At 53.7% G+C, this 14,467-nt stretch carries 18 protein-coding genes; 12 read left to right on the top strand and 6 right to left on the bottom strand.

Annotated elements, in window-relative coordinates; translation table 11 throughout:
• Nucleotides 1–32: 32 nt before the first annotated feature.
• The gene (rlmB, locus tag IAE30_RS13290) at nt 33–767 is read left to right on the top strand and encodes a 23S rRNA (guanosine(2251)-2'-O)-methyltransferase RlmB (protein WP_038644417.1); all 735 of its coding nucleotides are present in this window, start codon (nt 33–35) and stop codon (nt 765–767) included.
• A gap of 89 nt (nt 768–856) precedes the next feature.
• Nucleotides 857–2,485, top strand: coding sequence for an isovaleryl-CoA dehydrogenase (locus IAE30_RS13285; RefSeq protein WP_200679944.1), 1,629 nt, complete (start codon nt 857–859; stop codon nt 2,483–2,485).
• Here IAE30_RS13285 and bsmA read toward each other — a convergent pair.
• Both bsmA and IAE30_RS13275 read right to left on the bottom strand, forming a co-directional pair.
• Entirely contained in the window at nt 2,459–2,785 is a 327-nt protein-coding gene (bsmA, locus tag IAE30_RS13280) for a biofilm peroxide resistance protein BsmA (RefSeq protein ID WP_038644423.1), read from the bottom strand. The two genes, IAE30_RS13285 and bsmA, sit on opposite strands and share 27 nt — an antisense overlap.
• 55 nt (nt 2,786–2,840) lie before the next feature.
• The gene (locus IAE30_RS13275; protein ID WP_200679943.1) at nt 2,841–4,772 is read right to left on the bottom strand and encodes a methyl-accepting chemotaxis protein; all 1,932 of its coding nucleotides are present in this window, start codon (nt 4,770–4,772) and stop codon (nt 2,841–2,843) included.
• A gap of 160 nt (nt 4,773–4,932) precedes the next feature.
• Here IAE30_RS13275 and yjfP point away from each other — a divergent pair, with 160 nt between their 5' ends.
• The gene (yjfP, locus tag IAE30_RS13270; RefSeq protein WP_200679942.1) at nt 4,933–5,682 is read left to right on the top strand and encodes an esterase; all 750 of its coding nucleotides are present in this window, start codon (nt 4,933–4,935) and stop codon (nt 5,680–5,682) included.
• Between the two features lie 47 nt (nt 5,683–5,729).
• Here the strand turns inward: yjfP and IAE30_RS13265 are convergent, their stop codons facing one another.
• On the bottom strand, nt 5,730–5,936 hold the full coding sequence (locus IAE30_RS13265) for a hypothetical protein (RefSeq protein WP_038644432.1): 207 nt from the start codon (nt 5,934–5,936) through the stop codon (nt 5,730–5,732).
• A 383-nt stretch (nt 5,937–6,319) separates the two neighbouring features.
• Between IAE30_RS13265 and rpsF the strand changes: the two genes are divergently transcribed.
• The 4 genes from rpsF to rplI are packed head-to-tail and all read left to right on the top strand — an operon-like array spanning nt 6,320 to nt 7,760.
• Nucleotides 6,320–6,715: a 30S ribosomal protein S6 gene (gene rpsF / locus IAE30_RS13260; RefSeq protein WP_034829324.1), complete on the top strand. Its 396-nt coding sequence runs from the start codon at nt 6,320–6,322 to the stop codon at nt 6,713–6,715.
• Nucleotides 6,716–6,721: 6 nt separating this feature from the next.
• On the top strand, nt 6,722–7,039 hold the full coding sequence (gene priB, locus IAE30_RS13255) for a primosomal replication protein N (RefSeq protein WP_034829319.1): 318 nt from the start codon (nt 6,722–6,724) through the stop codon (nt 7,037–7,039).
• Between the two features lie 4 nt (nt 7,040–7,043).
• A complete protein-coding gene (gene rpsR / locus IAE30_RS13250; RefSeq protein ID WP_002210155.1) occupies nt 7,044–7,271 on the top strand; it encodes a 30S ribosomal protein S18 in 228 nt (75 codons plus the stop codon).
• A gap of 39 nt (nt 7,272–7,310) precedes the next feature.
• A complete protein-coding gene (gene rplI, locus IAE30_RS13245; RefSeq protein ID WP_038644435.1) occupies nt 7,311–7,760 on the top strand; it encodes a 50S ribosomal protein L9 in 450 nt (149 codons plus the stop codon).
• 177 nt (nt 7,761–7,937) lie between these two features.
• On the opposite strand, the gene IAE30_RS13240 is transcribed toward rplI, so the two are convergent.
• Nucleotides 7,938–8,594 (bottom strand): LysM-like peptidoglycan-binding domain-containing protein, encoded by a 657-nt coding sequence (locus IAE30_RS13240; RefSeq protein ID WP_200679941.1) that lies wholly within the window; start codon nt 8,592–8,594, stop codon nt 7,938–7,940.
• Nucleotides 8,595–8,808: 214 nt separating this feature from the next.
• On the opposite strand from IAE30_RS13240, the gene fklB reads away from it, so the two are divergent.
• The 3 genes from fklB to IAE30_RS13225 all read left to right on the top strand — a co-directional run bounded on the left by fklB (nt 8,809) and on the right by IAE30_RS13225 (nt 10,105).
• Complete coding sequence (gene fklB / locus IAE30_RS13235; protein ID WP_038644441.1) at nt 8,809–9,429, top strand: FKBP-type peptidyl-prolyl cis-trans isomerase; 621 nt, start codon at nt 8,809–8,811, stop codon at nt 9,427–9,429.
• Between the two features lie 121 nt (nt 9,430–9,550).
• Entirely contained in the window at nt 9,551–9,799 is a 249-nt protein-coding gene (locus IAE30_RS13230) for a type II toxin-antitoxin system Phd/YefM family antitoxin (protein WP_038644444.1), read from the top strand.
• On the top strand, nt 9,800–10,105 hold the full coding sequence (locus tag IAE30_RS13225; RefSeq protein WP_200679940.1) for a type II toxin-antitoxin system RelE/ParE family toxin: 306 nt from the start codon (nt 9,800–9,802) through the stop codon (nt 10,103–10,105).
• Nucleotides 10,106–10,109: 4 nt separating this feature from the next.
• Here IAE30_RS13225 and IAE30_RS13220 read toward each other — a convergent pair whose 3' ends face one another.
• Entirely contained in the window at nt 10,110–12,056 is a 1,947-nt protein-coding gene (locus IAE30_RS13220) for a bifunctional 2',3'-cyclic-nucleotide 2'-phosphodiesterase/3'-nucleotidase (protein ID WP_200679939.1), read from the bottom strand.
• A gap of 293 nt (nt 12,057–12,349) precedes the next feature.
• On the opposite strand from IAE30_RS13220, the gene cysQ reads away from it, so the two are divergent.
• A complete protein-coding gene (gene cysQ / locus IAE30_RS13215) occupies nt 12,350–13,096 on the top strand; it encodes a 3'(2'),5'-bisphosphate nucleotidase CysQ (RefSeq protein WP_038644453.1) in 747 nt (248 codons plus the stop codon).
• A gap of 216 nt (nt 13,097–13,312) precedes the next feature.
• On the opposite strand, the gene IAE30_RS13210 is transcribed toward cysQ, so the two are convergent.
• Nucleotides 13,313–13,867: a YtfJ family protein gene (locus IAE30_RS13210; RefSeq protein ID WP_052059346.1), complete on the bottom strand. Its 555-nt coding sequence runs from the start codon at nt 13,865–13,867 to the stop codon at nt 13,313–13,315.
• 313 nt (nt 13,868–14,180) lie between these two features.
• Here IAE30_RS13210 and IAE30_RS13205 point away from each other — a divergent pair, with 313 nt between their 5' ends.
• Nucleotides 14,181–14,387: a DUF1107 domain-containing protein gene (locus IAE30_RS13205; protein ID WP_031280153.1), complete on the top strand. Its 207-nt coding sequence runs from the start codon at nt 14,181–14,183 to the stop codon at nt 14,385–14,387.
• Nucleotides 14,388–14,467: the final 80 nt, after the last annotated feature.

Here is a 14,467-nt window from a genome sequence, read left to right as displayed (position 1 = left end):
TCAGATATATACATCCAACCTTGAGCAAACAAATGAGTGAAATAATTTTTGGTATTCATGCCGTGCAGGCGCTGCTGGAACGTGATCCTCAGCGTTTCCAGGAAGTCTTTATTCTCAAAGGCCGTGACGATCGTCGCCTGCAGCCGCTGATTGCCGCACTGGAAGCTCAGGGAATTGTGGTTCAGGTGGCTAATCGCCAATGGCTCGACAGCCAGGTGGAAGGCGGTGTGCACCAGGGTATCGTGGCACGCGTAAAGCAGGGTAAAAATTATCAGGAAGGTGATTTGCCTGATCTGCTGCAAAGTCTGGATAAACCTTTCCTGCTGGTACTGGACGGCGTCACCGATCCGCATAACCTCGGTGCTTGCCTGCGTAGCGCCGACGCTGCGGGCGTACATGCCGTCATCGTGCCGAAAGATCGTGCCGCACCGCTGAATGCCACGGCGAAAAAAGTCGCCAGCGGCGCAGCTGAGAACGTGCCACTGATCCGCGTCACCAACCTGGCGCGTACACTGCGTTTACTGCAGGAGTACAACATCTGGGTGGTGGGCACCGCAGGTGAGGCCGATCACACCGTGTACCAGAGCAAAATGACCGGCCCGATGGCGCTGGTGATGGGCGCGGAAGGCGAAGGCATGCGTCGTCTGACCCGTGAACACTGCGATGAACTGATCAGCATTCCAATGGCGGGCAGCGTCTCTTCTCTGAACGTCTCTGTCGCAACCGGCGTCTGCCTGTTCGAAGCGGTGCGTCAGCGTTTGGCGTGATCCCCGCCGCAAAAGTGTTTCTGAGCCAGGCATAACTGCACATCCCCCTCATACTTGAACCATGCGTTTTATGAGGGAGATGCCACATTATGACCTGGACAACCCACAGCGTTTTCAATCAGCCCCATCCTCTTAGTCATAGCAATTTATTCACCCGCGATATCGCCTTGTGCGAGGCCGTCGTGCGCGAAGGTGCAGGCTGGGATCGCGAATGGCTGGCTTCTGTTGGACTGCAACTCGGCAGCGCTGAATCGCTGGAATTAGGTCGGCTGGCGAATACCCAACCGCCTGAGCTACAGCGCTATGACGCACGCGGTGAGCGGCTGGACGAAGTGCGCTTTCATCCCGCCTGGCATCTGCTCATGCAGGGATTATGCGCCAGCCGCTTGCACAACCTCAGCTGGCAGCCCGATGTTCAGCCTAATGCGATGGTAGCGCGTGCCGCGCGCTTTATTCTGCATGCTCAGGTCGAAGCGGGTTCACTCTGCCCGGTCACCATGACGCACGCCGCCATTCCGCTACTGCAAAACCATCTGCCGGAAGCCTACGCTGATTGGCGCGAAGCGCTGCTGAGCGATCGCTACGATGCGCATCATCAGCCGGGCAATAAAAAGCGCGGCCTGTTGATTGGCATGGGCATGACCGAGAAGCAGGGCGGAACCGATGTGCTCAGCAATAGCACGCGCGCGGAACCCATTGGGTCACGCGGTACGGGTGAACCTTATCGCATCACCGGTCACAAATGGTTTTTCTCTGTGCCGCAAAGCGATGCGCATCTCATTCTGGCGCAGACTTCGCAAGGGCTGAGCTGTTTCTTTCTGCCGCGTCTGCTGCCTGATGGCACGCGCAACGCGATTCGCATTGAGCGCCTGAAGGACAAGCTCGGCAACCGATCCAACGCCAGCGCCGAGGTGGAATTCCAGGATGCGATTGGCTGGCTGATGGGCGAAGAGGGCGATGGCGTGCGGCTGATCTTAAAGATGGGCGGCATGACGCGCTTTGATTGCGCGCTGGGCAGCCATGGCTTGATGCGCCGCGCCTTATCGATTGCCCTGCATCATGCGCAGCAGCGTCAGGTGATGGGCAAAAACCTTAGCGATCAACCGCTAATGCGCACCGTGCTGGCGCAGCAGGCCTTGCAGCTGGAAGGGCAAACCGCGCTACTGATGCGATTAGCACGCGCATGGTCCACGCCTGCCAGCGAGCACGAACGTTTGTACGCACGGTTATTCACGCCCGCCGCCAAGTTTGGCATTTGCAAAGCCGGCATACCGTTTGTGGCAGAGTCGATGGAGGTGCTGGGCGGTATCGGCTACTGCGAAGAGAGTGAACTGCCACGTCTGTACCGCGAGATGCCAGTCAACAGCATTTGGGAAGGCTCAGGTAACGTGATGTGCCTCGACGTGCTCCGCGTGCTGGGTCGCCAGGCCGATGTGATGACCATGCTTAACGATGAATTTGAAGCGGTAAAAGGCAGCAATCGCCACTTTGATCGTCGCTGGCGCCAGTTAAGGCTGCAGCTTAACCATGTGCGAGAAGGTATGGCGCGCGAGGTGACGCAGGAACTGTTACAACTGGCGAGCGCGGCGATTCTGTTGAAAGTGGCTGAACCGCCGTTGGCCGATGGCTGGTGCGATCAACGCCTGGATATGCGGGGGCGACGTTCGCTGAGTGACGATCTCAGCACGCGCTTACTGCTGCGAGCCAGCACTGGCTGACGGCGCGCCATAGAGAATGGCGGTGCCGTACCAAAAGCCAGGCAGTGTGGTTTCATCCAGCATCAGGATTTGGTAGTAAACCGCGCCCGCCTGATTCGCTCGTGCGGCTAATGCGCGCTCGGCATCATCCGGTGAGCCACGGGTGGAGACCGTGATATTGCCCAGTTTGCGCAAGCCATAGCTTTGCGCGCGGCTGATTTCCTGCGCGTGGCTGGTCGGCGGCGGTGGGGCTTCCGGTGTGGTTTTAAACGCGGCACAACCGGTTAGTAACAGGCTCAACACCAGTAAAAAGCGACGCATAATACGCTCCTGATAAGGAAGATGGCTCCAGTTTAGGCCATCTTCCCCGTTCACATCAGTCTTTCAAATGAAAAACACTCACCAGCTGGGTTAAATGATGACCCTGCTGGCTCAACGTCTGCGCTGTGGTTTCCGATTGGGTAACCATATCGCTGCTTTGGTGCGTCGCCTGGCCAATATGATTCATCGCCAGATTCACCTGACCAATGCCCGCCGCCTGTTCCTGTGCTGCGATATTGATTTCGCCCATCAGCGTTTTCACCTGGTCAATATGGCTAACAATATGCTGCATTGCATCGCGCGTTTGCTCGGACAGCGCATGGCCGGCCGCGACTTTATCGATGGAGGTGGCGATCAAGTTATCGATCTCTTTAGCCGCATTGGCACTGCGTTGCGCCAGCGCGCGGACTTCCGCTGCGACCACGGCAAAGCCTTTGCCATGCTCACCGGCACGCGCCGCTTCCACTGCCGCGTTCAGCGCCAGAATATTGGTCTGAAAAGCAATGGATTCAATCACATGGGTGATATCAGCGATGCTTTGTGAAGCCACGCGGATCTCCGCCATAGTTTCGACCGAGCGTGCCACCGTACTGCCGCCATGATTGACGGTGCTGGCCGCCTCACCGACCAGCGCCATCGCCTGGCGGACGTTGGCCGCAGTTTGCGCCACGGTGGCACCAAACTGCTCCATGCTGGCAGAGGTCTCTTCCACGCTACTCGCCTGACGATTGATCTGTTCGCTGATGCTGGAGCTGCTGGCGGCGATAGTGTCAGTGCCACGGCTGATATCGCGTGCCGCATGACGAACCTGACTCACCACTTTTTCCAGTCCATCGCCGATACCGTTTATGGCCGCGACCAGTTGACCAATTTCATCACGGCGGGTGGAATCCAGATGCGCCTGCAAATTACCGGCCGCATACTGCTCTGCCAGATGAATCACCTGCTGCAACGGGCGCGTAATGGCGCGTCGGCTATACCAGATGAAGCCCACGGCGAAAGCGATGACCAGGGCAAGCCCAATGACGATAAACAGGTTACGGCTCTGGGTAATCGGTGTCAGCAGGCTGGCGCGACTCACTTCGCCAGCGATAATCCAGTTCCAGCCCGGCAGCTGCTGCCACGCCAGCAGCTTAGTCTCGCCATCCAGTTGAATACTCAGCAACCCTTTGGACTGGGTTAACAGCTGTTGCTGGACAGACTGATCCCAGCTCGGCAGCTTGCCTTCGGATTGACGATCAAACAGATACTGTCCTTGCGTGCTGCCGGGGGCGCCGTTGAGTACAAAGAAGGTGCCGCTGTCGCCGAGATGGCGTGCCAGCACTTTGTCGCGCATCAGGGCATATTGCGCATCGATCTGCACGCCGACAAACAGAATGGCGATCACCGCGCCGCTCTCATCCTGTACCGGCTGATACTGAGTGATATAGCGATGGCCAAACAGCGTGGCCAGCCCGCGATAGACTTCGCCCTGATTAACGCTGCGCCAGGCTGCGCTGCTGCGGTCAAGTCGGGTGCCAATGGCGCGATTGCCATCCTCTTTTTTCAGCGAGGTGGCAATACGAACATAGTCTTCACCATCACGCACAAAGATGGTCGACACTGCACCGGTACGATCGAGAAAATCATCCACCGCGATTTGATCCAGATTGAGGGTTTTCAGCCCCGCGCGCAGGGTTGGCGTGCTAAGTTCGCCGACCTGAATACGCTCATTCTCATCACGGCTAAAGCGCTTGGGCAGGAAACTCTGGAACAGTTTGGTGTAGTTCGCCACTTCTTCAGACAACGTGGCGTTAAACATGGTGGCCATTTCATTAATGCCCAGCACCTGATTCTGCATATCATCGGTCGCCAGCTGTTCCAGTTGGCGAGCCGCGTTATGGCTCAGGGTTAAGGTCAGGGTAAACAGCACAATTGCCACGCTTAAAGACGTCAATACAGACAGTTTAATGCCGAGACCCATGGCGCTGAGAGAGAGACGCTTCATAAAGTACCTATTTGATGATTGTTGGAGGGGTACAAGATCAACGGCAATTGCGGCAAAAGGTTTAGTACAGAAATTATTCTGATTAAATGTGAAGTCGCTCGCGTTTTGCCGCTCAGCGCTTACACTGTGACGGGTGATAATCATTCTCAACGGAGGCGGTATGATTGAGTTGGCAACGGAAAACCTGGCAGGTATTGAGTGTATTCATGCGGCTCCCGCAGGACAGCGGCAGGCACGTTTACCCACCATCCTGTTTTACCACGGATTTACCTCATCCAAAGAAGTCTACAGCTACTTCGCGGTGGCGCTAGCGCAGGCTGGGTTTCGCGTAGTGATGCCGGATGCCGATATGCACGGAGCGCGCTACAACGGGGATACTGAAACGCGTATGACGCACTTCTGGGAGATCCTCAAACAGAACATCGACGAAGTACCGCTGTTAGAAGCGGCGCTGCGTGAGAAAGATTTGATTGCCGATGAGCGCTTTGCGGTGGCTGGTGCTTCGATGGGCGGCATGACCGCATTGGGCGCGATGGTGCGCTATCCGCAGATTCATAGCGTCGCTTGTATGATGGGCTCCGGTTACTTTATGCAGCTCAGCCATACGTTGTTCCCACCGCTGGTGGCGCGCACGCCAGAGCAGAAAGAGACGCTAGCCGCCCGCCTCGCACCGCTGGCACCTTACGACCCCAGCCAGCAACTGGATAAACTGGCCAATCGCCCGCTGCTGTTATGGCACGGTGAAGCCGATGAGGTGGTGCCGTTCGCTGAAACCGTCCGGCTGGAGAAAGCGCTGCGTGAAGCCGCGTTGAATGAAAAAATGACTTACCTGTCGGAAAAGCAAATCGGCCACAAAATCACGCCTTCAGCCCTGACTGCACTGGTGAGTTTTTTCAAGCATCAGCTGTAGAAACAACTCGGGCTGGCAAAGATGCCAGCCCGTTACGTCATCCGATTTTACAACTGTGAAGACAGACGATCTGCTGCACTGGTATTCGCACTGACTGGGTTGCTGCCAGGCGTATCCAGCCGGTTGACATAGACATAGCCTGAAGCCGCATTGCTGCTGTTACTTCTCATCTGCTGCGCGTAGTCAGCGGAGCTGGCGAAAGCGGGTGGAGACAGGAAGAGACCCAGTAAAGTGGCGAAAATGATGGTTTTCATATTCGACTCCTCACTCCAGGGATTGCACTCTCAGACGCCGCGAATAAGCCAACCCGTTGCGCCTGTAAATAGTTTAGTTCTTCGCCACATTGATGCCAGATCGCCCTGTTGAACGCCTCCATCAGCGATTTTGAACAAACCTTCGCTAACCTGCTGAATCTTAATCCTTAGCACAAAAGGTGCGCTTAACTGGCATGACCCAAGGGATTTGATGAATTGTGCGCTTGAGTTTCCAGGGGGACGCCAGTATGATTACGCGTCAATTTTTCAGCTGCATTCAGAGGTGTGTTTCATTTAAATGATTCACAACCTATAACGTTCCTTGCTTCCATGGGCCGCAGCTGACCCCGACAGGAGGCTGAATAATCCGTAAGGAGCTATCGATGCGTCATTACGAAATCGTATTTATGGTCCATCCTGACCAGAGCGAACAGGTTCCAGGTATGATCGAGCGTTACACTGGTGCTATCACCGGTGCACAGGGCACGATTCACCGTCTGGAAGACTGGGGCCGCCGTCAGCTGGCTTACCCAATCAACAAACTGCACAAAGCTCACTATGTTCTGCTGAACGTAGAAGCACCGCAGGAAGTGATTGACGAGCTGGAAACTAACTTCCGCTTCAACGACGCCGTTATCCGCAGCATGGTTATGCGCGTTAAGCACGCGGTAACTGAAGCATCTCCGATGGTTAAAGCGAAAGATGAGCGTCGTGATCGTCGCGAAGACTTCGCTAACGAATCATCAGATGACTCAGATGCTGGGGATTCTGAAGAGTAATCCGACATGACGGCAAATCGACTGCGCCTGTCAGGCACTGTGTGCAAGACGCCAGTTCGAAAAGTCAGTCCGTCAGGGATTCCTCACTGCCAGTTCGTGCTTGAGCACCGTTCTGTGCAGGAGGAAGCCGGTTTTCACCGGCAAGCCTGGTGTCAGATGCCGGTGATTATCAGCGGCAGCACCCATCAGGTGATTACTCAACATATAACGGTCGGTACGCAACTCGTTCTCGAAGGTTTCATTAGCTGCCATCAGGCACGCAATGGTCAGAGCAGAATGGTGTTACATGCCGAGCAGATTGAATTGATAGATTCTGGAGACTAGCCAAATGGCACGTTATTTCCGTCGTCGCAAATTCTGCCGTTTCACCGCGGAAGGCGTTGTAGAGATTGATTACAAAGATATCGCTACACTGAAAAACTACATTACCGAAAGCGGTAAAATTGTCCCGAGCCGTATTACCGGTACTCGTGCAAAATACCAGCGTCAGCTCGCTCGTTGCATCAAGCGCGCTCGCTACCTGTCCCTGCTGCCATACACTGATCGTCATCAGTAATTGGTAGTTGTCCATTAACGACTTTAAGAGGATAAGGTAATGCAAGTTATTCTGCTTGATAAAGTAGCAAACCTGGGCAGCCTGGGTGATCAGGTTAACGTTAAAGCGGGCTACGCTCGTAACTTCCTGGTTCCACAGGGTAAAGCTGTTCCTGCTACCAAGAAAAACGTTGAGTTCTTCGAAACACGTCGCGCTGAACTGGAAGCCAAACTGGCTGACGTTCTGGCTGCTGCTAACGCACGTGCAGAGAAAATCAACGCACTGGGCACCGTTACCATCGCGTCTAAATCAGGCGACGAAGGTAAACTGTTCGGTTCAATCGGTACTCGCGACATCGCTGATGCAGTGACTGCAGCTGGCGTTGAAGTGGCTAAGAGCGAAGTGCGTCTGCCAAACGGCGTTCTGCGTTCTACCGGTGAGCACGAAGTTGACTTCCAGGTTCATAGCGAAGTGTTCGCTAAACTGGTTGTGAATGTAGTGGCTGAGTAATCTACTCTAAATAATTCAAGGTGCGGGAAGGCGGCAAGGGAATGAATCTCAGGAGCTTACTTAGGTAAGTGACTGAGGTGAATGAGCGAAGCCAACGCATCAGCAACTTGAAGTATGACGAGTATACTCGGTAACGCGAAAACGCCGGCCCTGTGCCGGCGTTTTTGTTTCTGCGATTTACTGGGCGCGGATAAAGCTGCCGTCGGGCTGACGGGTAAACAGCACCGGGCCGTTGCTGCCATCCACCGTTAATCCTGTCACCACGCCTTGCGCGTTCTGACGAATCTTCACCTGTTGTCCATTCTTCAGTGCGCTAAGAGGCTGATCGTCGCCCTCAACGCGTGCCATGGCGAACACATCATTGACCGGCAGATTATTGTCGCGGAACAGCTGTGCCAGCGTCTGACCTGATGCCACGGTAAAGTTGTGCCACTCACCCTGAGAATCGGTTTTCGGTTGGGTGTTCTGCGGCTGCTTGTTGTCGTAAATCTCCGCCTGCAACGGCACCTCTTTGCTGCTGTTATCTGCCGGGCGCTCAATCGGATATTGCGGCGTACTGCTCGGCCAGAGAAACGCCAATAGCAGAACCAGCAAGGCAATCACAATGCCACGGCGATGGAAGGCCGGCAGTGGGTTCATCCAGCGCACATCATCCAGCAGATGCCAGACGCGCAGCAGCACGGCGGGAACGCGGGAAGGGGTATCAGAAGCCATTCGTGAATCCTCCTCGCTGGCGGCCTTGCTCGGAAATTGCGGCAGCCAACGTTGCAACCTCGATAAAGTAACAGCACGCGGTGCGCGCGTCCTGCGGCGTCGTGGGGCAATCTGGCCCATGTATTCTCTCTTTCTTAGCGCTGTACGACGAAAACGTTGCCACAGCTATAGTATGGGCAATGCGGGCACGAAGTGCCTGCCAGCATTGAAAAATTTGACCTGCGTATTGTTTCTCTTTCGCTGAGAAATGTCATCTGCGGCGCTGCAGATTTTACGCCAGCCGCCTGCGCTGTTATGCTGCCGTTTCTATTTTCTCCGGGATTAAGGAATCAAGATGACCACCCCTTCATTCGACAGCGTCGAATCACAAGCAAGTTACGGTATCGGTTTACAGGTCGGCCAGCAGCTGCAGGAATCTGGACTGCAGGGTCTGCAGCCGGAAGCACTGCTCGCGGGTCTGCGCGATGCGTTGGAAGGGAACTCACCGGCTGTGCCTGTTGATGTGGTACATCGCGCGCTGCGTGAAGTGCACGAACGTGCAGAAGGCGTACGTCGTGAGCGTGTGGAAGCCATGGCGGCTGAAGGCCATAAATTCCTGGAGCAGAATGCGCAGCGTGAAGGCGTGAGCAGCACGGAATCTGGTCTGCAGTTCAGCGTAATCGCTCAAGGTGATGGCCCGATTCCATCACGTCAGGATCGTGTCCGTGTGCACTACACAGGCAAACTGATCGACGGTACGGTGTTTGATAGCTCAGTGGCACGTGGCGAACCGGCTGAATTCCCGGTAAGCGGCGTTATCGCTGGCTGGATTGAAGCGCTGACCCTAATGCCAGTGGGTTCTAAGTGGGAATTAGTGATTCCACAAAACCTCGCCTACGGCGAGCGCGGTGCAGGTGCATCCATCCCGCCATTCAGCACATTGGTGTTCGAAGTCGAGCTGCTGGAAATTCTGTAATCATTCAGCAATTCATTGAAACCGGCATAAATGCCGGTTTTTTTGTTTGTAAATCTGGCTGATCTTTACCCGATTGGCTAATACAATGAGCGAATCGAACGATTCAAGCGGAAGGTGCGAAATGTATTTACTCTCTGCCAACGAAGCTAAAACGCAATTTGGGGATATGCTTCTCAAAGCTCAGCGTGAACCGGTACAAATCAGTCGGAACGGAAAACCTGTCGCCGTTGTCATATCTGCTGAAGAGTTTCAGGCAATTGAACTCATGAAGCAGCAGTTTTTACAGGAAAAAATTGCCCGAGCCAGAGAAGACGTTGCCAACGGACGACTGACCGATGGTGAAACATTTTTCAATCAATTACTGGATTAAATGGCCAAATTTCAGCTCACGGATGAAGCGCGGCAGGATCTTGTCGATATTCGTCAGTTCACCTTACAGCACTGGGGCGAAGCGCAGTCTCATCAATACTTGAGGCGTTTGCAGCGCACATTACACACGCTGTCTGAACTCCCAGCCATGGGGATCAGCAGAACGTCCGATCTTGCCGAAGGCGTACTCAGTTTTCCCTTTGTTAGCCATATGATTTATTACCAGGTAATGCACCAGGGAATTATTGTGCTCGCGGTTATGCATCAAAGCCGGGTGCCTTCCATTCATTTGGCAGCCCGGCTATAGCCTGTTACTGCTTCTGCAAATCTACCTGCCAAATCGCAAAACCAATCTCGTCACTGCCCACCGCTTTCATCGGATAATCTGCGTACTTCTCAATAAACTGCGTGGCTTTCTCGCCTGGTGCGGTTTCAAAGCGAATATCCAGCGGCGTATCACTGTGAATCGGCGCTAAACGCCAGTTGTGATCGGCCTGCGGTTTCACTTCGCCGTGTGCTTTGGTTTCGCTACTGATATAAGCCGCGACCACTGAACGGTTCTCATCCGGTGAGGCAAATGCCACATATTTATCGCCGGTGCCGGCAAATTTACCGCCATAGGCGCGATAGTTGTTGGTGGCGACCAGGAATACCGCGTTGGGATCGATGGGCTTACCTTGCCACGTCAAATCTTTAATGCGTGAAGCGTCTTTATTAATCAACGTACATTCACCGTCGTAGCGCGCAGGTTGCGTGACATCAATTTGATAATCCACGCCGTCAATCACATCGAAATTGTAGGTACGAAAATCCCAGTTAATCAGTGCTTGCGGTTTTCGGGTGTGTGGATCGATCTGATTAAACTGCGCGGCCGAGCATTCCAGCCACTCCTTCACCTGCGCACCCGTCACTTTCATCACCACCAGCGTATTGGGATAGAGATAAAGATCGGCGGCGTTACGGAAAGTCAGCTCACCTTTCTCCACTTCGGTGTAGCTGGCAGGATCGTTTTTACGGCCACCGGCTTTAAACGGTGCGGCAGCGGAAAGCACTGGCAGGCGACCGAGATCGGGATCGCCCTGAATAAAGTGCTCAACATAGGCGCGCTGCGCATTATTGACGATCTGTACGGTAGGATCGTCCTGCACCAGCGACAGATAGCTGTACATCACATCAGCCGATTTACCGATCGGCTTAGCAACGAACTCACGCGTGGCACGATGATCAGGCTCCAGCACTTTCACCAGATCGGCGTCTTCTGCTGCCAGTGCTTTTTTGGCAACCGGATCGTAAATGGGCCGTGCTTCAGCTTTACCCTGGGTGACCTGCCATTTCCCGCCTTCATTATTCAGCACCAAATCGACCACGCCGAGATGATCGCCCCACATGCCGGGCATCACTGCCGGAACACCGTTCAGCGTGCCCTGTGCGATGTCAGCGCCCTGAATGGCCGCGAACTCTTTACTGGGGAATACCGCATGCGCGTGACCAAACATAATGGCGCTAATGCCCGGCACCTGGCTGAGGTAGTAGACCGAATTCTCCGCCATGGCGTGATAAGGCTCACTGCTTAAACCTGAGTGCGGAATAGCGATGATTATTTCAGCACCTTTTGCGCGCATTTCCGGCACATAGCGCTTCGCTGTTTCCGTGATGTCATCAACACGCACCTTACCCTGCAGATTGTTGCGATCCCACACCATAATCTGTGGTGGAACGAAGCCGATGTAGCCAATTTTTAAGCGGTGCGCGCTGCCGCTGCGGTCGGTAACGGTGGTTTCTTTGATTAAGTAGGGGGCAAACAGCGGTTTTCCGCTCTTTTCATCGATAATATTGGCATTCACATAGGGGAAACGCGCGCCGGCAATCGCCTTCTGCAGATAGGGTAAGCCGTAATTGAATTCGTGATTGCCTAAGTTGCCCACTGCGTAATCCAGCGTGTTCATCGCTTTATATACTGGATGCACATCCCCTTTTTTCAGCCCCTTAGCCGCCATGTAATCGCCCAGCGGGCTGCCCTGAATAATGTCGCCGTTATCAACCAGCACACTGTTTTTCGCTTCCGCGCGCGCCTGCTGAATCAGCGTGGCGGTGCGCACCAGACCAAATTTCTCGGTTGGCGTATCTTTGTAGTAATCGAAATCCATCATATTACTGTGCAGATCGGTGGTTTCCAGAATGCGCAGATCCACGGTAGCAGCCTGTACCGTTGCAGCAGATACACACAGCGCCAATAACGACATGCTCGCTTTGAACATCGCTTGCTCCTTGTTCGTTCGAATGGGCCTCTCAAAATAATGTAAAACAATGACGAATTATCATTTCAATTTGTGATGAAGCTCGGACTTTTAAGCCTTAACTGCCGCAGTCGCGTGGTGAAAAGGGAATCAGCATCGCGCCATAGCCGCCATCTATGAACTATGGTATTGATAATCATATAGATTGCCGTTTCAGACAGTTCAGCCGCAAAGCATGGGAACACAACTGCTAAAATGTGTTGAGGTGAGCTGTTGATGTCTGACAGGCAGAATCAGCGGAAAAGAGGTGAAGAATGTTAGATAAAATTAGCCAACTGGCGCGTGAAGCGGGTGATGCCATTATGCATGTTTATGCGGGTGAGCAGCCGATGGATGTGACGAGCAAGTCGGATGATTCGCCGGTGACGGCTGCCGATCTCGCGGCGCACAAAGTCATCGTGGAAGGGCTTGCCGCGCTCTCCCCAGAAGTGCCGGTATTATCAGAGGAAGATCCGCCGAGCTGGTCTGTGCGTCAGAACTGGAAAAAATATTGGCTGGTTGACCCACTGGATGGCACCAAAGAGTTTATCAAGCGCAATGGCGAATTTACCGTCAATATTGCCTTGATTGAAAACGGCAAGCCGGTATTAGGTGTCGTCTATGCGCCCGCGCTGGGTGTGATGTATTCGGCAGCTGAAGGCAAGGCCTGGAAAGAAGAGGGCGGCCATAAAACGCAGATTCAGGTGCGCGAGGCGCGTCCACTGCTGGTGGTGGTCAGCCGTTCGCATGCAGATAAAGATGAAGAGCTGAAAGAGTATCTGACGCAGTTAGGCGAACATCAAACCACGGCGATTGGCTCTTCGCTGAAATTTTGTCTGGTGGCGGAAGGCAAAGCGCAACTGTATCCACGCTTTGGGCCAACGAACATTTGGGATACCGGAGCGGGTCACGCGGTGGCCATTGCGGCGGGTGCCCACGTACATGACTGGCAGGGCAAAACCCTGGACTACACGCCGCGCGAATCTTTCCTGAATCCGGGGTTCCGCGTTTCGCTGTTTTAATTGCGGGTGCGCATCACTGCGCACCCTTTAACAATGCTACCCGGTATTTTCCCTGTAAAAGTCCGCGATGAGCAATGGAAGATCATCCTGCATTTTCGCCGTAAATATCCCAATCAGTTAACAAATCCCAGCCAGTCGTTGTGCTTTTAATATGCGGGATGAGGTGGACGTGTAGTCGGGCAACATAGGGTCGTACCTTGATGGCGACCACTGTTTTTACTGCAACAGCTCACGGATCAGTTTCATCGCCTGCTGCACTTCATCCTGCGTAAGTGCACCCTCTTTGGCGTAACGCACATGCCCGGTCTTATCCAGCACCACAATCGTTGAACCGCCTTTTTCCAGCTGCCAGACTTTACGCACGTTGCCATTGCTGTCGACAATAAACTGCGACCACGGATATTGCTGCTTGTTGCTCTCAATACTGCTGCGCACAAACATCCCCGTGCCAGGAATCGCATCGTCAGTGTTCACAATGGTGGTGGTCTGATAACGGTCATGCGGGAATTTTGCCGCTTTTATCGCTTCAATCAGCGCGGCATTCTGTTCTTTAGCCGAAGAACGCCCGGCAATATGTAAGATGACACGCACTTTTCCACTCAGCTGCGCGCTATTCCACGGTTGGTAGCTAAACTTATCTTGTTGATAAAGCAGTTCGCCCCTGTCGCTCACGCCTACTGGCGGAACACGATCGCCGATCTTAAAAGCATGAGCTGAGACAAGGCTGGGAACCAGCAGTGCCAGTGCTAAGACTGAGTGTGCCAAACGCATGGTGATGCTCCTTAGTGATCCGACCAGTTATTCATGTTTTTGCAATATTAGGTGTGGATGATGCGCCTGTCGCGATGAGTTAACAGCTTTGCAACCCACGCCACAATTCCTTAATGAGTGAAGGTTTATACTGGGTTTTGTGAACGTCATAACAGAGTGTTCTGTAATAATGTGTCAATTCAGTAAAAAATTCACCTTTTCGGAACATACGTAACGTTTGGTGTTCTATAGTTATGCCTCATTTGCGCTTCATGGGTTCGTACCGGATTTGGCAGCGACGAAGCGTAGTACATCTGTTCAGGAGTTAGACAGTATGAAAATCTTCCAGCGCTATAATCCGCTGCAAATTGCGAAATACGTAAAAACGCTTTTTAAAGGAAGGTTGTATATCAAGGATGTTGGCGCGTTTGAGTTCGATAAAGGCAAAGTGATGTTGCCCCGCGTCAAAGATAAACAGCACCTTAGCGTGATGTCCGAGATCAACCGCCAGGTTCTGCGTTTGCAAGCCGAGTACAACTAAGCAGTAAAAAGAAAGGGCGCCATGCAATCCGGCGCCCTCAGTAGCGGCGCGAGAAATCGCGCCTTGTTTTTTTCTGCCGC

It is taken from the genome of Pantoea sp. S61, from assembly GCF_016625145.1.
In the GTDB taxonomy this organism is placed as follows: domain Bacteria; phylum Pseudomonadota; class Gammaproteobacteria; order Enterobacterales; family Enterobacteriaceae; genus Pantoea; species Pantoea rwandensis_B.
Note: the sequence above shows the minus strand (reverse complement) of the source record. Positions and strands in the feature narration are given on the sequence as shown.